The sequence below is a fragment of the Lactobacillus bombicola genome, from assembly GCF_900112665.1.
Classification (GTDB): Bacteria; Bacillota; Bacilli; order Lactobacillales; family Lactobacillaceae; genus Lactobacillus; species Lactobacillus bombicola.
This window is the reverse complement of record NZ_FOMN01000002.1, coordinates 70,065-94,596: the sequence shown is the minus strand read 5'-3', so window position 1 is coordinate 94,596 and position 24,532 is coordinate 70,065. Positions and strand designations below refer to the sequence as shown.

Here is a 24,532-nt window from a genome sequence, read left to right as displayed (position 1 = left end):
TTTAGTCATTGTTATAATTGAATTAGGATCAATTTAATTTATATAGGGGAAAGCCATGAAAGGACCACGTATTTACAATTCGCCAGGTAAAAAGGAGCAACTAGCTCTTTTAGTAAAAAAGCAACGGCAGCGTGAAAAGTATATAAAACATGTTCATCGAGTTCGGCGTAGGCTAATTGCTGGTGCTTTTGTGATTTTATTTGTGTTTTTGGGTATGCAAATAATGCATGCGTATATGCAAACAAGGCAAATAAATGATCAAGTGCAGACCTCTAAGCAAACACTTAGCGAACTTAATGAGCAAAAACGCAGTTTATCGATTAAACGAGATAACTTGAAAGATTCAGATTATGTAGCTAAATTGGTTCGTTTTAAATTTTTATACTCTAAGCCAAATGAAACAATTTATAATTTACCTGAGGAAAAAAATAAGGATCAATGAAGTATCAAGTAGGACAGCGTATTACAGGTGTGATCAATAAAATTACAGATTTGGGTATATTTGTGACACTACCCAAAAACAAGATTGGACTGATTCATCATAAAGATTTTGGGGCTAATTGGTTACACGAACGGCAAAATTATCACAGTGGTCAGGCTATAAGGGTGGTTGTCATCCACAATTATCGCGGAAAAATAAGTCTGTCAAAAATGCGGGTAAATGATTCACAGCTGATTGATCAGACCAATGAGTTTTTGCAAACAAAAAAGGAAAATTTTTTATCTGTTTTGGCTGAGACAGTAAGTAATAGCCAGACAGAAATCAAAAAATTAGAACAAGAACTGGTTATCTATGCAAATTGAAAATTTTTTTAATCAAAGAAAAATTTCTTTATCTGCTAAAACTTTAGTTGTCGCCACAAGTGGTGGGCCAGATTCAATGGCATTACTGGATATGCTCTATAAATTAAGGGGTAAGTATAATTTTAGATTAGTTGCGGCACATCTAGACCACCAATTAAGACCTGATGCTCATCGTGAAATTGAGGTAATTAATAACTATTGCCAAAATAAAGAAATTGCAGTAGTAAATGAGTATTGGCCAGTTGAAATGCATCCGGAAAAAGGCATAGAGGCAGCTGCCCGTGCGTACCGCTATTCATTTTTGTTACGAACAGCTAGGGCTAGACATGCTGATTATTTGCTAACAGCGCATCATTTGGACGATTTAATAGAAAATATTTTGCTTAAATTTATTCGTTCAGGGAATCCAAGTGAAATGAATAATTTGCAAGCTATAAGTCATTTTCAAGAATTTCTGTTATTGAGGCCCTTGTTATCAATGGAAAAGGTGGATTTATTAGCCTATAATAAGGCTAATCATATTCCTTTTGTGATTGATCAAACTAATGGTCAGGATGATGTTTTACGGAATCGCTTACGTCATAATGTTGTTCCACTTTTAAAAAAAGAGAATCCATTAATTGGACGTAATGCGTTGCGATTCAGTAACCAAATTAATTTATTGCTTTCATTAGTTGCCCATCGATTTGATCAATTAGCGCAGCCAGAGCCTTTTGTTGGGGTATCATATCGCTTACCGATAAGTACTTTATCCACTTTGTCTAGGGCAGAACAAATTTCTTATTGGCAATATTTTATTTGGCGCACTTGGCATAGACGTGTTAATGAAAATTTATCTGGCTTTAAACTTATTAGTTACCAAGGCTATTTTTATTTATGCAAAAACAAGCTACGAGTATTAGAAAAGAGCAAATCGATTAAGATCGACTATGAGTTTTCTTTTAATCAGCGCCGTTTTATAATTAGTAGAAGCAAACAGGAACATGGAAATTTAATTGATTGCTTTAAAGCGCCTGCTAAAGCTAAATTTAGTGTAGGACTTTTAGCTCAAGGTGAAAAATTACCTTTAAAGAATGGTCATCATGTGCTAAGTAAAAAAAAGTTTGCGGAAAACTGTATTCCTAACTTATTACGACCATATTGTTTAAGCGTATATGCAAATGGCGTTACTGTATACGTGGAACATACGTATCACAATCAATTGGTTAGTGAAAATGAACAAAAATATTACATATATGCGACCAATTGATAAGAAATTTTAAAAAGATAGAGCATTAGTGAAATTTGTGATAAACTTTTATTCGTGTATCTATAGAAACTTTGCGGAGGTTTTTTATGAAGAATAACCGGAATCGGCTGTTTTCAAATGGCTTGTTCTATTTAGTTGTTTTCCTTTTATTAGTAGCGGGAATCAACTGGGCACTTGGTGGATCTAATAGTTCTGGTGGTAGTGAAAATATTAGCTATTCAGAATTTGTAAAAGATTTAGATCAAGGTAAAGTTAAAAGTTTTAACGTTCAGCCTGCCAATGGTGTGTATACGATTTCAGGAAGCTATAAGGAAGCACAAAATAGTAAAGAAAAATCAAGTTTTGATTTTTTTAATGATAAATCTGTTGCAAAAGTAGATCACTTTTCTACAACTATGCTTCAGAATGATTCAAGTGTGTCTAAAATACAAGATTTAGCTCAACAAAATGGTACAAAAATGACCACTCAGGGTGAGTCACAATCTGGCAACTGGATTTCTACTATTGTAATGCTAGTGCCGACAATTCTCTTTATCGTTTTACTTTGGATGATGATTAGCCAAAGTGGCGGTGGTCGAGGTGGCAATGGCGGAATTATGAATTTCGGTCGATCACATGTTAAACCAGAGGATCCAAAGAAAAATAAAATTCGTTTCTCTGACGTTGCAGGTGAAGAAGAAGAAAAGCAAGAGTTAGTTGAAGTAGTTGAATTTTTAAAAAATCCAGCTAAGTTTACTAAACTTGGAGCAAAAATTCCATCTGGAGTTTTATTAGAGGGTCCTCCGGGTACGGGTAAAACTTTGTTAGCCCGTGCTGTAGCGGGTGAAGCCAATGTACCGTTCTTTTCAATTTCAGGTTCTGATTTTGTGGAAATGTTTGTTGGTGTCGGGGCCAGTCGTGTGCGTGATTTATTTACTAATGCGAAAAAGAATGCCCCAAGTATCATTTTTATTGATGAAATTGATGCGATTGGTCGTCGCCGTGGTAGTAATGCCAGTGGTGGTGGTAATGATGAACGTGAACAGACTTTAAACCAGTTGTTAGTGGAAATGGATGGTTTTGAAGGAAATGAAGGCGTAATTGTTATTGCTGCCACTAACCGGTCGGATGTTCTCGATCCAGCGTTATTGCGACCTGGTCGTTTTGACCGTAAAATTTTAGTGGGTTCACCAGATGTACGTGGACGTGAAGCAATTTTGCGGGTACATGCTAAAAACATGCCACTTGCAGATGATGTTGATTTAAAAGAAATCGCACGGCAAACTCCAGGTTTTGTTGGTGCTGATTTAGCTAACCTGTTAAATGAAGCTGCTTTATTAGCGGCTAGACGTAATGGGTCAGAAATTACTGCTCTTGATTTAGATGAAGCTGAAGATCGGGTTATTGCTGGTCCAGCTAAGCGTAATAGTATGATTTCACAAAAAGAAAGACAACGAGTTGCCTTTCATGAAGCGGGGCACTCAATTTGTGGTTTGGTTTTAAGCGATTCACGTACCGTGCGAAAGGTGACTATTGTTCCCCATGGTCGTACGGGTGGCTATAATTTAATGATGCCTAAAGATGATCAATTTCTTTTGACTAAAAAGCAATTAATGGAACAAATTGTTGGTTTAATGGGTGGACGTGCTGGTGAAGAAGTTGTTGTAGGTGATCAATCAACTGGAGCATCGAATGACTTTGAACAAGCAACTGCAATTGCTCATAGTATGGTAGTTAATTATGGTATGACTGACTCTTTAGGAATGGTTGAATTAGAAAAAGAAGGTGAAACCAATCCATATGGCTTAAAGCCGTATAGTGAGGCTACTTCGGCTAAAATTGATGAAGCAGTCAGAGAAATACTTGATAAAGCTCATACTCAGGCGGTTGAGATTGTAAAGAATAATCGTGAAAAACACCGCATTATTGCTGAAGCATTACTTAAATATGAAACATTAGATGAAAAGCAAATTATGGCACTCTATACCACTGGTAAGATGCCAGAAAAGACTGAGCAAGAATATCCTAGCGAATCTAAAGTTTTAACTTATGAGGAAGCTAAAGCTGCGGCTGAGAAGAAGGACAATCATAAGGAAATTATGGCTGATAGTAAGCCGGAAACTCCCGTACAAAAAAACCAAGAAGTAGAAGCAAAAAATCCTGAAAATCCGGTGAAAGCCAAATCTTCACTTGAATCTAAGGCACTTGATTCTAATAAGTCTAAGTCAGTGGCAAAAACTGATAAAAATGAAAATAAAAAGGCTTCGGATAATCATCCGCAAGACTAATTACAAATAGGGCCTAGCTAGGCTCTATTTTTTTAGGAGAATACAATGAGCGATTACTTAATGAAAGCAATTGACAAAACAAAAAATCTACGGTTATTAACCATTTCGGCTAAAAATTTAGTGCAAGAAGCACAGACTAGACATAATACTTGGTCAGCCGCTTCTGCTGTTTTAGGACGAACTTTACTTGCAGGTGAATTACTTGCAGGAGCTCAATTAACGGATCAGGAAGAACTCACAATCCGCTTACTTGGCGATGGTCCCGTTGGGCCTACAATTGTTACAGCTAAATCTGACTTAACTGTTAAGGGGTATGTAAAAAATCCGCATATCGCTTTGCCTGCTAAAGCGGGTGGGCATATTGATGTTAAAAAGGCAGTTGGTCAAGGATGGCTTGAAGTGACAAAGGACTTAGGGTTAAAAGAACCCTATACTGGGCAAGTTCCTATTGTATCTGGTGAAATTGCGGAAGATATTGCCTATTATTTAACTAAGTCAGAACAAATTCCTTCTGCAGTAGGGCTTTCAGTTTTTGTTAATCCTAATAATACAATTGGTGAAGCAAGTGGATTTATGCTTCAAGCATTGCCTGGGGCAAGTGACAGCCTGATTACAAAAACTATTGAGCGGATTGATCATTTACCAGCTTTGTCAACCGCTTTTTTGGCTGGAATGACACCAGAGGAATTGGCAGAATCGATTTTAGGGAATGATTGTAAAATATTAACTAGGGAAGATGTGGCTTATAAATGTGACTGCTCAAAGGAAAAATATTGTCAGATTCTGGCAACATTAAAAACAAGTCAAATTGAAACGATGATTAAAGAAGACCATGGTGCTGAATTAACGTGCAATTTTTGTGGAAATAAATATCAATTTACTGAAAAAGAATTAAGGAATATTATTCAATAAATAAAAGCACAGTATTTTAAAGTATAGTTGCATGTTAATAAAAATAGAGATGCGATATCGTATGGTTTTTATTATAATGAAAGAGTTAATCTAAATAAGAAAGCGAGGATCAGCCCAATGCTAAATGTTTATATTGTACGGCATGGCCAAACTGATACTAATAAAACTTTTGCCATTAATGGTGCCGGTACTAATTTACCTTTGAATGAAACAGGAATTAAACAAGTTACAGCTTTAGGAGATAGTTTTGATATAGAAAAAATTGATTACGTCTATGCTAGTCCCTTAATTCGTGCAAAGCAGACAGCTGAAATTTTAGATCGTGGTAAGCACGATATTATTTACGATGACCGCTTAAAAGAGATTGACTACGGCAATTGGGATGGGAAACCAGCTCAAGAACTACTTGCCAAGTATCCCGAAGCATTTGACGAGTTAGGCTATTTTACAGAAAATTATACTAATTTCTGTTCGGGTGAAAGCTATCAGCATTTAAATGAGCGCTTGATGGAATTTTGGCAAGATCTTGTACACAGGCATGTCAATGAAACAGTACTTTTGGTATTTCATGGCACAGCTTCAAGGGCATTGGTTCAAAACATATTGCATACGCCTAACATTGCAATAATTGGTGAAGCTAAAAATGCAAGTGTTACCAGAATTTCTGTTGCTGATCATAGTAAGCAGCCCTTTTTACGTTATTATAATCGGGTGGCACCAAGTGATTTCTTCTCTGATTAATTGGTAAAAAAGCCCTTCTATAGTATTTTTTAATTAATGCTACAATGAAATTTTCTTTAGGGGTTTGTTTTTGTTATGATATTAGAGTATTTGAAAGGATGATTGTGTGGACAATAGCTGGAAAATTGGTGATTTAACCATTCCCAACCGCGTGGTAGTCGCTCCAATGGCAGGAGTTTCTAATTCTGCCTTCAGAATGATTTGTAAAGAATTTGGGGCAGGACTAGTTGTATGTGAAATGATTTCTGATCACGGTATAATTTATCGTAATAAAAAGACGATGTCGATGATGAAAGTTGATCCGCGTGAACATCCGATGAGTATTCAGATTTTTGGCGGTACTGAAGCAACACTCCTGGAAGCGGCGCAGTATATTGACCAACACACTGCTGCTGACATTATTGATATTAATATGGGGTGTCCGGTACCTAAGGTAACTAAAACTGATGCTGGATCAAAATGGTTGCTTGATGCCAATAAAATTTATCAAATGGTGCATAAAGTTGTGCAAAATGTTTCTAAACCAGTTTCAATTAAAATGAGAATTGGTTGGGATCGGAAGCATATTTTTGCGGTTGAAAATGCTTTAGCTGCCCAAGAAGCTGGTGCCAGTATGATTGCGATGCATGGCCGAACCCGCAAGCAGATGTATGCAGGTGAAGCGGACTGGGAGACTTTGCATGATGTAGCTCAGGTACTAGATGTACCCTTTGTAGCCAATGGAGACATTACTACACCTGAGTTAGCTCAAAGAGCCCTGAATGAAATTGGTTGTACTGCGGTCATGGTCGGACGAGCAGCACTTGGTAATCCTTGGATTTTAAAAGATATGGTGCATTACTTAGAAACGGGTGAAAAACTGCCCGAACAGACAGTAGGAGAGCGTGTTGAGACAGCTAAGCATCAGCTTAAGGGATTAGTCGAACTAAAGGGAGAAAAAATTGCAGTTCCAGAATTTAGACAGCAAGCTGCCTATTATCTAAAAGGAGTTCCCCGTTCAGCTCGAACTCGTGCTAAAATAAATGAAGTTTGGACTGCCCAAGAAGTCTATGATCTGCTTGATAATTTTGTGACAGAATATGAAAAATGGCATGCGCAAAAAGCGGTCAAAAATGAAATTAAGCTATAAATATAATGGAGGAAAAGTAATTGGCTAAAAATGAAATGAATGATCAGTTAATTGTTCGTCGCCAAAAAATGGAAGAGCTACGTGATAATGGGATTGAACCATTTGGTATGAGAAAATTTGCTCGAGCAGATTTAGCCCGAACTTTGAATGAAAAGTATGCTTATACTGACAAAGATGAATTAAATGCTGAATTGCCAAAGACTAAAATTGCAGGTCGTATGTTGGCTAAAAGAGGAAAAGGTAAAGTTGGTTTTGCAGATTTGTACGATCGAACTGGTAAAATTCAAATTTATGTACGTAAAGATGCAGTTGGTGAAGAAAATTATCAAATATTTAAAAAGTCAGATATTGGTGATTTCTTAGGCATTGACGGTGAAGTTATGAAGACTGACACCGGTGAATTAACAATCCGTGCCACGCATATTACCTTTTTATCTAAGGCACTAAGACCATTACCAGATAAATATCATGGCTTAAAAGACGTTGAGCAAATTTATCGTCAGCGTTATCTTGATCTTATTTCTAATCGTGCAAGTTATGAACGTTTTGTTAACCGGACTAAGATTATTCAAGCGATTCGCGATTTCTTAAATCAAAAAGAATTTTTAGAAGTTGAAACGCCAGTTTTACATAATATTCCGGGCGGTGCTGAAGCGCGTCCATTTATTTCACATCACAATGCATTAGATATTGATTTATATATGAGAATCGCGCTTGAATTACCACTTAAACGTTTAATTGTTGGTGATATGGAGCGAGTTTATGAAATTGGCCGTGTATTTAGAAATGAAGGTTTAGATACCCATCATAATCCAGAATTTACTGAACTGGAAACGTATGCTGCATATTGGGATTTTCATGATGTTATGGATGAAGCAGAAGGAATTATTCGTGCGGCTGCTAATGTAGTTACAGATGACGGTAAGGTTACTTATCAGGGAACTGAGATTGACTTAGGTAAGCCATTCCGTCGGGTTCACATGGTTGATTTAATTAAAGAAAAAACTGGAGTTGACTTCTGGCAAAAGATGAGCATTGAAGATGCTATTCAAACAGCTAATGAGCATGACATTCAGGTTGAAGGTTTTTGGAAAGTTGGTCACATTATTAATGCCTTCTTTGAAAAATACTGTGAAGAAACAATTGTTGATCCAACTTTTGTTTATGGTCATCCAGTTGAAATATCGCCACTTGCCAAGAAGAATGCCGATGATCCTCGTTTTACTGATCGCTTTGAAATTTACATTATGGGTGAAGAATATGGTAATGCCTTTTCAGAATTAAATGATCCTGATGATCAAAGAGAAAGATTTGAAGCCCAAATGGCTGAGCGAGAAGCCGGTAATGATGAAGCTGATATGATTGATGAGGACTACTTGCGAGCTATGGAATATGGCATGCCACCAACTGGTGGTCTAGGTATCGGGATTGACCGCTTAGTAATGCTTTTAACTGATGCTCCAGCAATTAGGGATGTACTACTCTTCCCAACAATGCGTCCAGAGCATATTGAAAGTGTCGAAGCAGAAGTTAAGGCTGATTTAGCTAAAAAGGCTAAGAAAGACTAATGTTAGGCTTCTAGAGTGTTTTAGCAATAAAGTTTAGGTTTGCTTTTAAATCCTTAAATTATTTAAAAATGATAGTGTCTACACCAAGAATACATCAATTTTGAAACTAATTTGGTAAAAGGCTGACGAAAATCAAATCTCATATTTATGTTTTTAAACATAGATATGAGATTTTTTTATAAAATATAATTACAATAATTTTATAAGGTGTTTAAATAGCAAAACAGTGCATAACAAATGCAAAAAAAGGCCAAAGAGGATTGATTTGATAGATGATCCGTTTGAAAGCAATTTCTTTAAATATTTTGTAGTTTACTTTAACGATTATGTCTTAAAGAAATTAATTGCTACAAGCCATGATTCAAGTCCAGTCGTTAATCAACAGCTTTCTTTATTTGGTGATGATGAAGAAGAAAAGATTATGGGAAAAAGTATATAAGATAGAATCAACTCATGTAGATGATTTCGTTTTTCCATCATATTTTTATGCTTAAAATTAATTGAAGCCTATCAGATTAGTACTTAAAAGGATTAATTTGATAGGCTTTTTACTCGTTTTTAAACAAAAAATTATTTTAAATAGGCACAAAAAGTGATTTTAGTAGTTGAAATTAAGATTTTGCGAGTACTCAAAATGATTAGTGGTAGACTTTATGCTCACTTTTTTTGTTTATGTAGAAATAAAAAGTAATTTTTAAAAATAGGCTATCTAAAATGTTTACATTAAGAATAATATGAGTATAATATTAATTATTAATGAGGTAAGTGAGAGAAAATGATCAGACTAGATAATGTTTCATTCGATTATGTAACATTTGAAAAAAATCCTGGGTTAATAGGTTCAGTGCACGACTTTTTTAAACGCAAGAATCAAAAAAAGCGGGCAATTGATACACTAAATTTAAACATTTCTGATGGTGAATTAATAGGATTGATTGGACCTAACGGGGCAGGGAAAACTACTTTTGCAAAATTATTAACGGGGATAATAGAACCAACTGAAGGCGATATTAGGGTTGATAATATGAATCCAGCTTTGCATCGGAGATCATTTTATCAAAATATTGGTGTAATGTTTGGCCAAAAGACCCAGCTTTCTTGGAACTTGCCACCTATAGATACATTTAATATGCTCAGTGCGATTTATCAATTAAATGATGAAGATTATAAAAAAAGATTAAATTATTTAATAAAAGTGTTGAATTTAAAAGATATCATTAAAATCCCTGTTCGAAAATTATCTTTAGGTCAGCGGGTAAAATGTGAGTTATTATGTACACTTATTCATTCACCTAAATATTTATTTCTAGATGAACCTACTTTAGGCTTGGATATAGGGACTCAAAAAAATATATATGATTTTTTACTTGAAGAAAATAGAGTAAATCAAACTACGATTATATTTACGTCACATAATTTACGTGATATTGAAGCGATTTCTAAGCGATTACTTATTTTAGCCCAGGGGCACATTGTTTTTGACGGATCTTTAAATTCGTTACCAGTGGATATAAACGATCATCAAAAATTTAAAGTTAAATTCTTGGATCCAAATAACAATATGGTTGCTAAAGAAAAAGTACTATCAATTTCAGAATTACAGAATGAAATTGATAGTGTAGGAGAGAAAAATATAATATCTATTAATCGGCAAGGAATGACAATCGAAGATTTGGTTTTATCAATATATAAAGAATGGGATAAAGCTAATGAAAAAAATTAAAAAGTATATGCCTATTTTATATTTAGGGATGAAGGATAATTTGGTCTTTCGCTCTAATATAATCCTTACAATAATATTACAGGTAGCTAACTTGGCAGTATCTTTATGGATATGGAATTTATTACTACCACATTCTGATTTTATAAACATGGCCAGATATTTGATTCTTACTAATACAACTACCTTGATATTTACAACTACTCCACTTTATTATTTAGCGGGTTTAATCAGTTCTGGAAGATTATCAATGTATATAACTAAACCTATATCACTTTTTTGGTATATTTTTTTGTATAGCTTTGGTAGGCAATTTTATATACTAATATTCTATTTGGTCTTACTAGTAATACTCTCTAACAATTTTATTATAGTTGTTTTTTTGTTTTTCTATTTTATAGTTGCAAATTTTATGTTTTTTAACTTGATGTTGTTACTTGGAGAATTAAGTTTTTGGATTATTAATATGTGGCCCTTACGTAACGGCATAAACGCAATTTACTTACTTCTGGGCGGATTGTACTTTCCCTTAAATATGCTGGATAAAAGAATTTATAGTTGGCTGCAATATAATCCCTTTTCTTTGGTTACTGACGTACCTGCAAGGTTGATAATTAGTGGGGGCAATACTAATGCGATTATTAAATATTTTTTTGTAGTTTTTTTATGGCTAGTTGGTTTTAATTTCCTTAGAAAATATATTTTTAAAATAGGAATTAAAAAGTATGAAGGTGTAGGTGCATGATAAGAATTGGTAAAACAATCTGGAAAAAAAGTATTGAAGAATTCTTGATTTATAGAACAACAAGTATTATAACTTTTGTTTTAGCCTTGATATTTTTGATTATTGAATTGGTAACAGGGAATATTTATTATGCTGATAATCGGAGTATTCCCGGTTGGACTGAAAATCAATATTTTATTCTAATAACTTTTGTTAACTCTTCTACATATGTCTATAATATATTTTTTATATTAGGACATGAAGAACTAAATGATGATATCTTAGAAGGCAATTTAGATTATGTTCTAATCAGACCTAGTTCTTCGTATTGGCTATCTGCAATTAGAGGTATAGATATTCCAAGTATTTTTAATTTTATAATTACGTATATTTTGCTAATCATTTTTCTAAATAAAGAAGTAATAACACAATTTCAATTTATAGTTGTTAATATTTTAATAATTACAACTGCTTTGATGATTTTTGTCTTGAATCAAATATGTTTAACTTTGCTATTTTGGTTTAACGGATTAGTAGGATTAGGTGGAGTTGTTGAAGATTTATTCAATTTTGCATCACGGCCTACAAAAATATTTCCTAAAATAATACAAAATATTTTTGTATTCGTGCTACCTATATTATTAGCAACGAATATCACTAATGAATTTTTGAAATATGGAATACAGTCATATTTTATTTATTATTTGATTTTATTGGTCCTTTTTTATGTAATTTCTAGATTTTTATGGAGATTAGGAATAAAAAAGTATGTTTCGGCTAATTAAATTTGAAAGGAGGTGAGTGACATGGGACCGTACAAGATCACAGCATACTAAGTCAGATATAACTCCAACATTTATTTTGAATAAAGATGAATTGGCTTTCTTTAACATGTAGAAGAAAAGCTAACTTATATTCTTAAGTCATGTAAGTCAGGTGATTCTGAATTAGGTGAAAATGTCAGAGTTTAAATAAAGAGCCTGCAGTCAAGCACTTGTGTTCTATAATCGTTCAAAAGCTAGGCAAAACAGGATATGGTATTAATACACCTTATTAGGGATGCCAATTTCAACGCTTTAAGTAAAAGTTCTATTATATAAAGGAAAAAATTTATTACTTAACTTTAGTTGCCATACATTGCGGCATATATTTACTACTAGATTGATTGAATTTGGAATAAATATAAAAGTTATTCAAGAAGCTTTAGGACATTTGGATATTCAAACAAATTTAGGTATATATGTTGATGTAACTAAGGATCTGAAACCAGAACAGTTCATACAGTTTGAAGATTAATGAGCAGTCTAATAATTCTTCCCAATAATGCGTCTAGAGCATCTTGAAGATATTTAACGTGTAGTTGAAGAAGACTTAGCCAAAAATAGGTCAACGTTTATTTATAAGCATCATAATATTTTTCAATTAAATTAGCAATTGGTACTTGTAATTCGGGCCTTTTTTCTAGGAGAAAATACCAACTTTGAAGTATTGCTAACCAAGTACTTAATTGATGCCAGCCGAGTAAATTGTCATTGGCTAATTTTTGGTAGCGTTCAGTATTGAATTCATTAATGAATTCAATAAAAGTAGAAGTAGAAAATTTTTGAGTCTTAAGCCCTTGAAAAAAAGCATAAGCCAAGCGTTTCTCTTCATCATCAACAAAGGTAATTTGCATATTGTTAAAAATCGTTCGGATTAAATTTAAAAGATCTATTTGGTCTTGAATGATAAATTTGGGATGTCGCAATGTTGCAGCTAAAAAGTCACTACCATGTGCGATACTATGGGCCCAACCTTTATTTTTGACAAAGCTGCGATAATCCTTTTCTAATTCTAAATATGCAATACTCCAGTTGAAAATTGTTTGCCGTTCATCGTTGGTTAAAATTGTCTGGTCGCTATCCATTGCCAAAATTAGTGCTCCCAATAGGGCAGTGAAGGTGCGCAAAAAAACAGAATCATTTTCAGGTTCAGTAATTTGATGAAACAAGGTCTTTTTATTAATAAAAAAATCGATAATCATTCTAAGTTGCTCTTTGTTAAAAGAATTTTCCTGAAAACCACGTGCTAAAAGACTGTAACTAAGGTTATCGCGAAGATGTGGATCAATACTACCAAGATTATTTAAGAGTATATATACATGTTGATCAGTAAAGGATAGTTGATTTTTGGGTAAGTGCAATAAATTTTCTAGTTCATTTTGCACGGTTTTTCTCCCCTTTTTTAATTATTACTTGGTAAAAAGTATACCAAATTTTTGCTAATATATGATAATCTTTTGTTTTATAAAGTAATTAGCTAGTTAGATTTTTTAAAAAAAGGGTTGCAAAACTATATCTGTCTGCTATAATAATAGATGTCTTGCGGAAGTAGTTCAGTGGTAGAACATCACCTTGCCATGGTGGGGGTCGCGGGTTCGAATCCCGTCTTCCGCTCTCTAATAAAGACTCACCACTTTAGGTGAGTTTTTTTATTAAACGGGAAATAGCTCAGTTTGGTAGAGCGCTACGTTCGGGACGTAGAGGTCGCAGGTTCGAATCCTGTTTTCCCGATAAAGCAGATTTGTCTTAGTTTCAACTAGCTTCAAGCGTTGATACTAAGGCATTTTTATTTTTTCTGATTTTTTGAAATTAACTGAAATTAGGCTAAAAGACTTCATATTAGACTTCATATTTTTAAGAGTACGTGCAGGTGGGCTAATCTTAGATATTTAGCTAAAGATTGATTTATAGGGCTTTTATAATAATCTGATAAATAGTTTGACCACCAAGAAGTACAAAAAACAACTTCATATTTTTTAAAAGATACAGAATTAACTAAAATAGGGCGCCATAAAAAGGGCTTTCGCTATCAGTCTGATACTTTCGAGAGAATGCAAAAAAAGCATTCTATTTCTTTACTTTTGCCTTTTAGGTATACTTTACTTAAGTTAAAAATAAAACACTTAGAGCGTAAAATATGGATATGCAAGTATGAAAACTGATGAAGTAAAAGATTTTTTCAAACATGATTTAGACCATTTATTAGCACTATGTAATCGCCATAGAAGAGATTTACTAGCGGATAATGTAGACCAGCTCCCTGTATTAACTGAAGAGCGTACTGATGAAGATATTGCTTATGCAGGTAAGATAACGTGGGTGGTTGGTAAAGCTATTCAAGCCTGTTCGGTTAAATCAAGAAAGATACTAACAGATGCTTATTTAAAAAGGCAGCTAGATAAAATAACTATGGTTGAAATGGGCTATAGTCAAGCTAGATATTATCAGTTAAAACAGATTGCTTTAATTGAATTTGCTGATAATTTTACGGCATATTTAAAAGAAATGGGCGTTATTTAGTCAACTTAGTTATGGAAAGAGCAGGAATGGTTTACGAAGAAAATGTAAGAGTATTTCTTAAACGTGATTTAGGTATATTTGCTATTCATGCAGGCAGACACAAAAAGGACTTAGTAGCAGAGCATTTAGATCAATTAACTATTTTTAACGTTGATGTACCTAAGATTAAGTATGCTGAAAAGTTAACCACTTGTGTGGGCAAAGCAATAGCGGCATGTACTGATAAGTCACGAAAAATACTAACAAGCGTTTATTTGCTGGATCACTTGAATAGAATTGCAATGAAAGAAATAGGTTATGGCCAATCTAGATATTGGGAATTAAAACAAATAGCCTTAGATGAATTCATGGATAACTTTGCTAAATATCAGAAACAGATAGGACTAGAACCAGCTTTTAAGTTGGTTAAATAAATAGAGGTCGCGTTTTAAAAAAATGTTCAGATTTTAGGTAAAATGCTAAACCCTGAAAACGACTGGTTAGGTTTGTAGTAAGTGGTACGGATGTTAATAGGGGTGTATTCCAACAAATATCAGCGTTTATTAGTGTATTTGTTTAACCAAAAACAGATTAAAGTATTGATTTATAGCTTTTAAAAGTATTGTACACTTTAAATTGTGTATAATATATAGCAAAATTTCAAAATAATAATTTTAGTGAGGTAAATACATGTCTCCTTTAACAGGTCTGTTACAATTTGTTCCAAATATTGAAATTGCAAATAAGTTTTTAGAAAGTGAATTTTGTTTAAAAGATATACTTAGTTATAAGCAAAAAGATTTTAAATCAGATTGTTGTAATAATGTAAAGTATGATAATTTGGAAGGAAAAATCTTAACTACTGGTATAATTGAAAAATGTTGTTTTATATCTTGTTTTACAATGCTAAATGATTCGTTCTTCGAAAAAAATCCGCCATATAAATTAAAAAAAGAAATTATAGAGGGCTTAGAAAAGGGTAATGTAAGCGAGTATGGGAAAATGGACCCAAGACCATTTATTACTATAAAAAGAGCCAATGTAGAACCTGTAGTTGATGAATTATGTGTTCAAAGCAAATCCTTTTTAAAGAGTATCAATTATAATGGGCCAGGATTTTCTACTAAGGCAGTTCTTTATCTTGAATTAGAAGACTATTTAAAAAGAGGAAGTGAAGCACAAGAAAAGCTTAATAATATAAGATCATCAAATGAAAAAGTTGAACTCATAAATATAAATAATTTAACAGATCAGCAGAAAACTGATCTTTGTGATGCTCTGAAATTTATGTATTTTACTAAGTTAAAAAAATATCAAGTTCAGAATGAATATAGAATGCATATTATTTCTGATGATCCATTGCCTGAAAAGTATTTAGTCAACGGTCTTTTAAGGGTGCCTATTAAAAAAAATTTACATAATTACATTAAGGTGCATAAGGTGCATGACGATATATATAATCTTACTAAGTACGATTTATAAATATTTTTAAGTACTTAATACAGTTGATACATATTATTACTTAAATACTTCATGATAATATGATTTTTGTTTATTATTTTTATGAATTTGATGATTGAAGTAAATTGCTTGTCGCAATTGTTCATTAGCTAAAGTTACGATTTACGGCTTCACCTTAATATTATATTACTGTTAATAGTGAGATTGTTGATGACAGGAGCTAAACGTTATCCCCTTGGCAGGGATGAATCATTGCCATAAATTAGTGTAGTGATTGTATAAATTTTAGGAAAAACTAATTATGGATTAGTCATAACAGAACAATTAAATTTACCTCGAAATGGTTTACAGCCATAACGGATTTCTAAATGAATCTGAACCACTTGGAGATAAATATAGCCATTATGTGCATTCGTCCCGAAATTATTTGTTAAGGATGTCCTAAACTGGGGCATCCTTTTTATTTTCTTTAGCAAAGAGTATAGAAAAGATAGGGCTAGAATTGGACTAATGTTATAAAGGTATTTTCAAAATAAAACTACTTTAGTTAACCATCCTGCAACTTAACAATTAAAAGATTATCCCCCCTATCAAAAAGTTTTAAAAATTTGGTGTGTCACGAAAGCGAACACCACTTGTTGCGGCTCCTCTAGATGAAGAATAGGGGCGGGGGATGCACACGGTCTTTTTTAATTACTCATGATTTTACTCAAACGTTTAATTACTGTTCGTATAAAATTTAGGGACGGTTTGTGTGAGTGCTCTCTTCAATAATGAGAGTAGCCCCCGACTGTTAAAAATGTTAGGAATAAATTTTAAAATTTGAAATATCCTCTAAAAGTTCCGTCCTTGTTTTAGGTACGTTGCTTAGCTGTTAGCATTTGTTAGCATAAAAAATATCGTCACGAATTGCGACGGTATTTTAGCTTATATTTGTTTAAATTCTCGTTTAACGTGGTTATCTAAAATAGTGTAGATATATAGACCATCACTTGTAGTTGAACTTGTTATCAGAATAGGTGTACCGTCATGTTCTACAGCAATTCTGGTAAACCATAATCTACTATTTAGTTCATTTAAATAATTGCTATGTTCTGCTTTATTGCAAATTAACATCATACAATTACAGAAATGCACAGCCGCTTGCTTACCAGATCCTTTTTCTATTTTTTTGACTAATTGCATCATGTCATAACCTGCAGCATTGTTAATTGAGTAATACATAATTTTTCCTTTGCTTAAGTTTAATATTCTGAATTAGGTGGTATGTCAATTATCTACTAACTAATTATGTGAATCTTTGTTAATGTTCCATATCTTCAATAGTAGATATAGTATTCTTATTAATTAATACTTTGCAGGTTTTACCTGAAAGATTGTTATCAATTTGAATGTAATCATCCTTTGTACTGTTAATCAAATTATGAACATCTTCTATATCCATTCTTGTTCTTCTAAGAAATCCGTTTGTTAAAAATATATTTGTCATGTTAACCATTCCTTTAGTTATTAGCTACTGAATCTATTCCTGTTATGTCATTCTAATTTGGTACAGAAATATGGTACAAACATTTAAATTTATAAAGCCTTTGTTATCAAGGATTAAAGCCAATTGGTATTTTGGGTACAAATTATAAAATTGCCCTCTAGCCTACAGGCTGTGGGCTTAGTACAAGATGCACACTATTTTTTTAAATTACGGGAGAAGATATAGAGGGTATGTAGTATTAGGGTATCTACTGTATAGCCTTTATATACAATTCTATTTATTAAAAAAAGAATGTACCTCTTGTACCGTACTTACTCTCGTAACAGGTTGGGTGTATGTTTTTGTCTGTACCTTTGAAAGTTCCACTTGTACCGTACTTCCTCTAATAATGGTTTATTGAAACCCGTATTTTGTACCAATCTTTAATTTAAGCTGATACCTTTATAAAAGTACCGTCTTTTACGCCTGTTTCCAGCAATCCGTTTATTTTCGACGCTTCGAAAGATACCTTTGTTTTCAAGCTCTTTTTTGAATTTTATTTTACTTACTGGTTTGAAATTATATTTAAAACACCAGGTGTTATAAGCATTGTACAAATCGTTTTCGTTAGTTTCTTCCGTTGTAATTAAGGTACAATTCTCATTAAGAAATTGCTTTATCGGGTCGTTATCCTCTAGCCAATTGCCTCTCTGCTCAATAATTGATTGGGTTTGTTTAATTTCTTTTCTTTTCATTGCATCCCTTGCTAAGACAATGCACTTGTAAACAAATTCGCCTCGTTCTTTTTTGACCTTTTTCATATCTATGGTCTGTTCAAAGTTATTTATCTTATAGAATTTGATCACATTGATTCGGCGGTAAAAGGCATTAGTGGTATTACTGAAACTAGGTAAGTCATTGGCTGCAAATAATAATTTGGCATAATTAAACAATGCTATACCTGGTCGATTTTTAACTGGTGCAGTAATTGAACTACCACCAGTTAATTTCTGTAAAACAGTAGTATCAGGGATGTATGCATTAGATATATCGTCATATTCATTTAAATACTTATTGTATAATTCTGAATGACTAAAATTGTTGGGCTTTTTATCTGCTAGATCAATTAATGAGACAAAAGAAGTGTTTTCATGTCCAACTAGAGTAGTAAGATAGTTCATAAAAGTTGTCTTACCGTCACCACCTGGGCTTAGTAAGATAACAAATAATTGGATAGGTTCATAACTGGGGTAGAAGATGTAACCAATAAATTCCATCAATGATTGCATATTTTCGCCTACCGAAAGAGCTAACCAATTTTCTGTTTCTAACCAGTTGGCTTTGTTTTTCCAACTATTAATAACAGCTTGTGCGTCTGGGTATTTATCATTAACCACCAGGTTATAATCAACACAGGAAGTAAAATAATATTTAGGATCATGCTCTTGTAGTTTGAATGCATCCCAATCCCAAACACCATTTTTAAAGTTGAAGTAACGCCCTGGTTTCTTACCAAAGGTATCAGTCCATTTAACGCGCTTAATGCTGTCGCTAACAAAGTGAAATGCATCCCTAGCCGCTCGATCAGTCCACATGTGCTGCTTGTTTAAAAGCTTTGTAATAGCACTCTTGATGCTCTTAATATTTCTAAGCTCCCAATGTCCCTCGTTATAGTTATATTCGTAATAGTCTTCTTTATCACCATTCTCAACAATAATACAGTTATGTTTTGCAAGAATAGTTTTACCAAGGATTGCGATATTAACTTTAGGCTTGCCGTCATTATCAGGGACTATCCAATCAGGGGCAGTTTTGATTGATTTATTATACTGCTCTAGCTTTTTAGGATCTGTTTTAACTAATTCTGGTTTGTTTTCAGGCAATATTGTTAACCTCTCGTTCTAAAATGCTATTAAAAGTACGTGTTACCTCATTTCTAGGCAAAGGTTCTTGGAATTGGTCGTTTGCGATAATAGCTAACTGATAAATAGTTTCTGCTCTTGCGCCTGTTTTAAATAGTTTGCCAATAATATGGGTAAGGTAGTCATTTCGCTTACCTACTATCTGCGGATAAAATAATTCATCTAGTAAGCGGCCTGTCCATGTTTTACGGCCATAATAATGTTTTTTGGCCTTAATACCTTTTTGAGTTTTCTGTTGAATGAATTCAATTAGTTCTGTAGGTGCTTCAACAACAGGTTGATCAGGATTAACCCATTCATAACTAATACTATTAAGCGAGGTAGGAGGTACTAAAGAAATATTGCCTTGTTCGGCTTGAATATCTACTCCCGGTAAGAACCCCGCTTTGGTCTTATTAGGTTGACCATCCTTTTTTAAATAATATAGATGTAAACCATCATTGGGAGTTAGAGCAGTTAAGGTATCAGGTAACCAATCAATAGGGATGCTTTCTCTAATTGATTTAAAACCGTCTATTTTTGTTTTCCCACTATGCTTAGGGGTGTCAATGTCAATACTAAATATATTAGTCATTTTCCATGCAATACCCAAATTAGGGTTATCTGTCCATAATTGAGTTATTTCCTTGTCTGTGAGACTTGGTTTATTGGAATGAGGAATTGCAGGGCTCTTTAAATTAACATTGGTAGGGATTACTGAAAACCCGTGTTCAGCATATTTAACAGCCCAATCTAAGTTATTCATTGCTAATCCCCTTGCTTTGTTGTTGAATTAAGGTCAATAATTTTATATTCTTATCATAGTGCATGATATTATTCTCCTTGTTTTTCTACTATGTTAAACATCTAAGATTAATTCACTTGCACGCTATTAGATGTTAATTCCGTTTCTTTTTACTGGGGAGTTTAAGAAACGGTTTTTTCTTTGCTCTTAAGCCAATCTGTAATTGATTGCTTGCCGTAAAGTTTACGTCCGTCAATATCCGCAACAGGCATCCCTAAAGTAGCCCAATAGCTGATAGTAGAGGGAGCAACACCAAAGTATTTAGCAATCTCTACACGGTTTAAATAGGGTCTAGGGTGGTTAAGAGTATCTTTGATCGTATTAATAATAGTTGTTTTAATTTCTGCTTCTTGCATGATTATTAGCCTTTTTCTAATTGAATTAATATGCATTATCAATAAAATCATTATGACTTTTGGCATAGCTCTTAATAATCTCTGTAAGGGACGAAATTTGATTTAATTGATCTAACGTTAAATCTTCAGGGCTTTCAATTTCTCGAATTTTATCGAAAAGTATACATAAACCTTTATATAAGTTATTACTTTCTCTTGCCACTTGAATAAATTTGTCGTCTAGTTTGTTCATGTCTATATTTTTCATGCTTGTAACTCCTTTTCGTGATTAATCAGTAAATTAAACTCTTCTCGCCCTTTAGGCGTTATTAATGTTTGTGGAAAACCTTGCCGACTGTCTTTTACTTCAAAATAATTATTTGAATATTTCTCATAGGGCATTAAGTCATTGTGTGCATCCCGATAGAGATATTTGTTATCTAACAGCCAATTAATAAAATCTTTGCGTTTAATTTTTAACATTTTTGCCGTTTTAGTTAAATTGACCAATGTCTTACGGTCTATAAGATCATCAAAGTAATCTGCCTTAGGCTTCATTAAACGGTTCTCAATAGCTAAATTAGCATTCTCAAGCGTCAATTTCTTAGCTTGTTCTTGTGCTAGGGCATAACCACGCCTAATTACTTCAGCTGGATTATTCCATTGCTGTTCTACTTGAATTAGATATTTCCGATATTGTTTACCTTTTTCGGTTCGACTTAATAAGCAAAGTTGTTTGGCCATGTCGATTGTTAAGGCATAGTCTTGTAATTCACGTTTGGCACCATTATTAACAACCGTATCTATAAATACACTTGTAAAATCTACATCTTCTTCAAAGTCTTTAAAGTTTTGTGATACCCACAAACTAAAGCGTGTCTTTATTTCTAATCCTTTGTACAAATCTCTAGCGCTTATTAATTGCCTGTCGTCTTTTACCTGTACTTTAATCAGTTCCTGCATTCGTTGTTCCTTTCTATGTTAATAGATGTGTATTCGTCAATTAGCCAATCGTTAATACATTTAAATGTTTTCTTGTTAACGTTACGGTGGCCATGCTTGATTATGTCGTTAAGTGTCCATCTGTTAACACCTGTTATCTTTTCGAGGTCGGTAGTTGAATAATCAAGTTCACCTCGTTTACGTTTAAGTGCCAAAACTTGTTGTTCTGTTAATTCCATATAATCATCTCCTCATTCCTACAAATGTTTATGTAAATAATAATCTACTTTTGTAGGAAAATCAAATAAAAAAACACAAAAGTAGGAAAATGATGATAGAATGTTCTAAAGGCGGTGAAATTATGAATAGGATAAAGGAGCTGCGGAAAAGTCATAGCCTAAGTCAGGCTGAACTTGCAAAAGAAACAGGTATTAGTAATCAGGCCATTAGCTTCTATGAAAATGGAAAGAGACAACCAAAAATTGAAACTTGGCAGAGACTAGCTAAGTTCTTTAATGTATCAGTCCCTTATATTCAAGGACTAACTTATACTACCGAGCAAATGGTTAAAATTATTCATGATTTTTATTTTATGGGATATGATTCTGAACATGCTTTTTCAGTTTCAGATGATTTTTCAAATGAGGTAAATATTTACATTAAAGTAAATAGTGACGATGTGATACCTAGAGAATTGTATAGAGAAGATGAAACCGAATTCAAAATTACTGATACAGTTGAAAAGTATTGGTTGAAACATTTCAAATCAATATTTGCTATTCCAAAGATAAGAAATATTAAGAAAAATAATTATGATAGAGTAATATCAGCTATTCATATTGTTATAGAAGGCAGAAATAGGTCACCTAAGACTCCGCATGATCTCACATATTTAGGACAGTTTTTCATAAAAAAATATGAGAAAGAGAGTAAATATCATTCGGATACAATAGATAAAATAAAATATCTAGATTTATCATCTGCAAAAATAGCAATTAATGAATATGCTGATTTAATAATTCAGTTGAGGGATGAAGTAAATAATTTTAAGAAAGATAGCTATAATGAAAAAGATTATGATAAGCAATTTGCTCAATACGTTAAGGCTGAATTGTACAATTTATATGAACCAACCAAACATGACATTATTGAATTTTCCAAAATAATAGATGAATTGGTAAATAAAATAATGAACGATAAGGAATTTAAAAAGAGATTATTGAATGAAGAGGATAAACAAGATTATTTAGAGATATTTAGAAATTACAAAAAACAGCATAATGAAAATGTTGCTATTATTGATGAATATATAGAAGACTTAAAGGATCGTGAAATTGATCCAAATTTATACTATGAAGATATTGATGAGACGTATAATACGGATAATATTTATTTAGATGAGTTTGAAGACCAGTAACTAGCATCCCTCACAAATACTGTAACGAAACGTTATTCCATAAATACATGTTAAATATCTAAGATTAGTTCACTTGCACGCGTCGAACATACAAAGGATATAATTAACATGGACAATGAAATTAAAGAGTACACCACGCCTAGTGGTCAAAGTAGATACGGATTTAATATTTATGTAGGTAAAGACGAGGCAACAGGGCATACTATTCAAGTAAAAAAGCAGGGGTTTAAGAGTAGGGATGCAGCCGAAAAAGCATACTATGAGTACAAAATAAAAGTCCTTAATGGCGAATATGAACCCCTTACTCATAAACGGTATACCATGAAGGACTTATTTAAATTATGGTCTAAAACTTATAAGACAACGGTTAAAGAGAGTACATATGCTACAGCACTACTGATTTTCAATAACCACATTCTTAAAGAGTTAGGCAATTTTTATATAGATAAGCTTACCATTTTTCAGTGCCAAAGTGCGGTAAATAAGTGGTTTGAAATTGCACCTAAGGCATATAAACGATATATTCGCTATGCATCCCGTATGTTAAATTATGCGGTTGATCTTGAATTAATAGATAAAAACCCCATGAAAAAGGTGGTTAGACCTAAATATATTGAACAGCCAACGGAATTTGATAACTTTTATTCTAAAGATGAATTAAAAAAGTACTTAGACTGTGCTAAACATGTTAAGTACCAATATTATGTATTCTTTAGATTGTTAGCCTATTCAGGGATGCGTAAGGGTGAAGCATTAGCTTTAAAATGGAACAGAGTAGATTTCTTGCATAATACGGTTAGAATAGATAAATCAGTTAGTAGGGGACTAGAAAATCGTTTATACATTTCTACACCAAAGACACGGACGAGTATAAGAACCATTCATTTAGATAAACAAACGATGAACGTTCTAAAAGAATGGCGAACAAGGCAACAAAAAGAGATGCTTAAACTAGGATATAATTTTTTAAGTACGGATAATTTGGTCTTTGCAACTTACCAGAATAAGCCATATCAGCCCACTAAAACAACCGATTGGAATAATAAAATATGCAAGTATGGTAATTTACGGCATATCACTTCACACGGTTTCAGGCATACACATGCATCCCTATTATTTGATTCTGGGGCATCAATGAAAGAGGTTCAAAAAAGACTAGGGCATTCATCAATTAAAACTACAATGGACGTTTATACTCACGTAACTAAGCAAAGCGAACAGGAAACAGTAACCGAATTTGAACGATATATGGAAAGTTAAGACTTCATATGGGGCTTCATATGTCGAAACTTCCACTATAAACGTTGATATTACAATGTTTTTAGCAGTAAAGTTCAAGACCTGTTTTCCCGATAATGAAGATTTGTCTTAGTTTCAATTAGCTTCAAACGTTGATCCTAAGGCATTTTTATTTTTTGGTTTTTTGAATTATCTGAAATTGGGCTAAAAGACTTCATATTTTTATAAAGATACAAATCACCTAAAATAGGCCGCTATCATGTATTTGTTTTTAGTTATTAATAGGTTGATTATTAGTTTGTATTGTTTAAATTTTTATTTAAATAAGGGGTTAATTTAACAGTGGAACCAGACTAAGCTTATTTATCTTCTGGAATAATTCTAAAGTTATATGAGCTCAATTTTGTTTGTTTAACAAAAACTGGAATAAATTAGTGAGGCTGCTTTTTTACCATCAGAATAAACACGATAAAAGGCTTATAAAGAAATAGTTAGCGATTTGTTTAAGATTATGGTAAGCAACATGGTAA

Annotated in this window: 26 protein-coding genes and 2 tRNA genes; 20 read left to right on the top strand and 8 right to left on the bottom strand. The window is 33.0% G+C overall.

Features of this window, described 5'->3' with window-relative positions:
• The first annotated feature begins 55 nt into the window (after positions 1-55).
• From BM203_RS02055 to BM203_RS08555, 13 genes are all read left to right on the top strand, one after another.
• On the top strand, positions 56-442 hold the full coding sequence (locus tag BM203_RS02055; protein WP_090092371.1) for an FtsB family cell division protein: 387 nt from the start codon (positions 56-58) through the stop codon (positions 440-442).
• Complete coding sequence (locus BM203_RS02050) at positions 439-804, top strand: S1 RNA-binding domain-containing protein (RefSeq protein WP_090092369.1); 366 nt, start codon at positions 439-441, stop codon at positions 802-804. The genes BM203_RS02055 and BM203_RS02050 overlap by 4 nt, the downstream gene beginning before the upstream one ends.
• Positions 794-2,053, top strand: a complete 1,260-nt coding sequence (gene tilS, locus BM203_RS02045) for a tRNA lysidine(34) synthetase TilS (RefSeq protein ID WP_090092368.1) — start codon at positions 794-796, stop codon at positions 2,051-2,053. Before BM203_RS02050 ends, tilS begins: the two co-directional genes overlap by 11 nt.
• Before the next feature lie 86 nt (positions 2,054-2,139).
• The gene (ftsH, locus tag BM203_RS02040) at positions 2,140-4,320 is read left to right on the top strand and encodes an ATP-dependent zinc metalloprotease FtsH (protein WP_090092366.1); all 2,181 of its coding nucleotides are present in this window, start codon (positions 2,140-2,142) and stop codon (positions 4,318-4,320) included.
• Positions 4,321-4,365: 45 nt separating this feature from the next.
• The gene (gene hslO / locus BM203_RS02035; RefSeq protein ID WP_090092364.1) at positions 4,366-5,232 is read left to right on the top strand and encodes an Hsp33 family molecular chaperone HslO; all 867 of its coding nucleotides are present in this window, start codon (positions 4,366-4,368) and stop codon (positions 5,230-5,232) included.
• A 117-nt stretch (positions 5,233-5,349) separates the two neighbouring features.
• Positions 5,350-5,973, top strand: a complete 624-nt coding sequence (locus tag BM203_RS02030; RefSeq protein ID WP_090092363.1) for a histidine phosphatase family protein — start codon at positions 5,350-5,352, stop codon at positions 5,971-5,973.
• 106 nt (positions 5,974-6,079) lie between these two features.
• Positions 6,080-7,102: a tRNA dihydrouridine synthase DusB gene (gene dusB, locus BM203_RS02025; RefSeq protein ID WP_090092362.1), complete on the top strand. Its 1,023-nt coding sequence runs from the start codon at positions 6,080-6,082 to the stop codon at positions 7,100-7,102.
• Between the two features lie 20 nt (positions 7,103-7,122).
• A complete protein-coding gene (gene lysS, locus BM203_RS02020; protein ID WP_090092360.1) occupies positions 7,123-8,670 on the top strand; it encodes a lysine--tRNA ligase in 1,548 nt (515 codons plus the stop codon).
• A 265-nt stretch (positions 8,671-8,935) separates the two neighbouring features.
• On the top strand, positions 8,936-9,109 hold the full coding sequence (locus BM203_RS02015; RefSeq protein ID WP_228150090.1) for an adenine-specific methyltransferase EcoRI family protein: 174 nt from the start codon (positions 8,936-8,938) through the stop codon (positions 9,107-9,109).
• 336 nt (positions 9,110-9,445) lie between these two features.
• Positions 9,446-10,393, top strand: coding sequence for an ABC transporter ATP-binding protein (locus tag BM203_RS02010; RefSeq protein ID WP_090092357.1), 948 nt, complete (start codon positions 9,446-9,448; stop codon positions 10,391-10,393).
• Entirely contained in the window at positions 10,380-11,135 is a 756-nt protein-coding gene (locus BM203_RS02005) for an ABC-2 family transporter protein (RefSeq protein ID WP_090092355.1), read from the top strand. The genes BM203_RS02010 and BM203_RS02005 overlap by 14 nt, the downstream gene beginning before the upstream one ends.
• Positions 11,132-11,899 (top strand): ABC-2 family transporter protein, encoded by a 768-nt coding sequence (locus BM203_RS02000; protein WP_228150091.1) that lies wholly within the window; start codon positions 11,132-11,134, stop codon positions 11,897-11,899. Before BM203_RS02005 ends, BM203_RS02000 begins: the two co-directional genes overlap by 4 nt.
• Before the next feature lie 352 nt (positions 11,900-12,251).
• A complete protein-coding gene (locus BM203_RS08555; protein ID WP_090092354.1) occupies positions 12,252-12,410 on the top strand; it encodes a tyrosine-type recombinase/integrase in 159 nt (52 codons plus the stop codon).
• 97 nt (positions 12,411-12,507) lie between these two features.
• Here BM203_RS08555 and BM203_RS01990 read toward each other — a convergent pair whose 3' ends face one another.
• A complete protein-coding gene (locus tag BM203_RS01990; protein ID WP_090092352.1) occupies positions 12,508-13,320 on the bottom strand; it encodes a DUF2785 domain-containing protein in 813 nt (270 codons plus the stop codon).
• 157 nt (positions 13,321-13,477) lie between these two features.
• Here BM203_RS01990 and BM203_RS01985 point away from each other — a divergent pair.
• From BM203_RS01985 to BM203_RS01965, 5 genes are all read left to right on the top strand, one after another.
• Positions 13,478-13,549: transfer RNA gene (locus BM203_RS01985), tRNA-Gly, on the top strand.
• 43 nt (positions 13,550-13,592) lie between these two features.
• Positions 13,593-13,666: transfer RNA gene (locus BM203_RS01980), tRNA-Pro, on the top strand.
• Positions 13,667-14,086: 420 nt separating this feature from the next.
• The gene (locus BM203_RS01975) at positions 14,087-14,455 is read left to right on the top strand and encodes an ArpU family phage packaging/lysis transcriptional regulator (RefSeq protein WP_090092351.1); all 369 of its coding nucleotides are present in this window, start codon (positions 14,087-14,089) and stop codon (positions 14,453-14,455) included.
• Between the two features lie 11 nt (positions 14,456-14,466).
• Positions 14,467-14,868, top strand: a complete 402-nt coding sequence (locus tag BM203_RS01970) for a hypothetical protein (protein WP_143453040.1) — start codon at positions 14,467-14,469, stop codon at positions 14,866-14,868.
• Positions 14,869-15,124: 256 nt separating this feature from the next.
• Entirely contained in the window at positions 15,125-15,916 is a 792-nt protein-coding gene (locus tag BM203_RS01965) for a hypothetical protein (RefSeq protein WP_090092348.1), read from the top strand.
• A gap of 906 nt (positions 15,917-16,822) precedes the next feature.
• Here the strand turns inward: BM203_RS01965 and BM203_RS01960 are convergent.
• The 7 genes from BM203_RS01960 to BM203_RS01930 form a co-directional block, all read right to left on the bottom strand.
• A complete protein-coding gene (locus tag BM203_RS01960) occupies positions 16,823-17,119 on the bottom strand; it encodes a hypothetical protein (protein ID WP_090092347.1) in 297 nt (98 codons plus the stop codon).
• Between the two features lie 79 nt (positions 17,120-17,198).
• Positions 17,199-17,339: a hypothetical protein gene (locus BM203_RS08410; RefSeq protein WP_159428279.1), complete on the bottom strand. Its 141-nt coding sequence runs from the start codon at positions 17,337-17,339 to the stop codon at positions 17,199-17,201.
• 467 nt (positions 17,340-17,806) lie between these two features.
• Positions 17,807-19,246: a DNA primase family protein gene (locus tag BM203_RS01950; RefSeq protein WP_090092343.1), complete on the bottom strand. Its 1,440-nt coding sequence runs from the start codon at positions 19,244-19,246 to the stop codon at positions 17,807-17,809.
• The gene (locus BM203_RS01945) at positions 19,239-20,030 is read right to left on the bottom strand and encodes a bifunctional DNA primase/polymerase (protein WP_090092341.1); all 792 of its coding nucleotides are present in this window, start codon (positions 20,028-20,030) and stop codon (positions 19,239-19,241) included. Before BM203_RS01945 ends, BM203_RS01950 begins: the two co-directional genes overlap by 8 nt.
• A 161-nt stretch (positions 20,031-20,191) precedes the next feature.
• Positions 20,192-20,446, bottom strand: a complete 255-nt coding sequence (locus tag BM203_RS01940; RefSeq protein ID WP_407656036.1) for a DNA-binding protein — start codon at positions 20,444-20,446, stop codon at positions 20,192-20,194.
• A gap of 4 nt (positions 20,447-20,450) precedes the next feature.
• Complete coding sequence (locus BM203_RS01935; RefSeq protein ID WP_090092337.1) at positions 20,451-20,672, bottom strand: hypothetical protein; 222 nt, start codon at positions 20,670-20,672, stop codon at positions 20,451-20,453.
• The gene (locus tag BM203_RS01930) at positions 20,669-21,367 is read right to left on the bottom strand and encodes a phage antirepressor KilAC domain-containing protein (protein WP_090092336.1); all 699 of its coding nucleotides are present in this window, start codon (positions 21,365-21,367) and stop codon (positions 20,669-20,671) included. Before BM203_RS01930 ends, BM203_RS01935 begins: the two co-directional genes overlap by 4 nt.
• A 340-nt stretch (positions 21,368-21,707) precedes the next feature.
• Between BM203_RS01930 and BM203_RS01920 the strand changes: the two genes are divergently transcribed.
• Both BM203_RS01920 and BM203_RS01915 read left to right on the top strand, forming a co-directional pair.
• Positions 21,708-22,763 carry a helix-turn-helix domain-containing protein gene (locus BM203_RS01920; protein WP_090092675.1) on the top strand — a complete coding sequence of 352 codons (1,056 nt, stop codon included), beginning with the start codon at positions 21,708-21,710 and terminating at the stop codon, positions 22,761-22,763.
• Between the two features lie 108 nt (positions 22,764-22,871).
• Complete coding sequence (locus BM203_RS01915; protein WP_090092333.1) at positions 22,872-24,023, top strand: site-specific integrase; 1,152 nt, start codon at positions 22,872-22,874, stop codon at positions 24,021-24,023.
• The last annotated feature ends 509 nt before the right edge of the window (positions 24,024-24,532 follow it).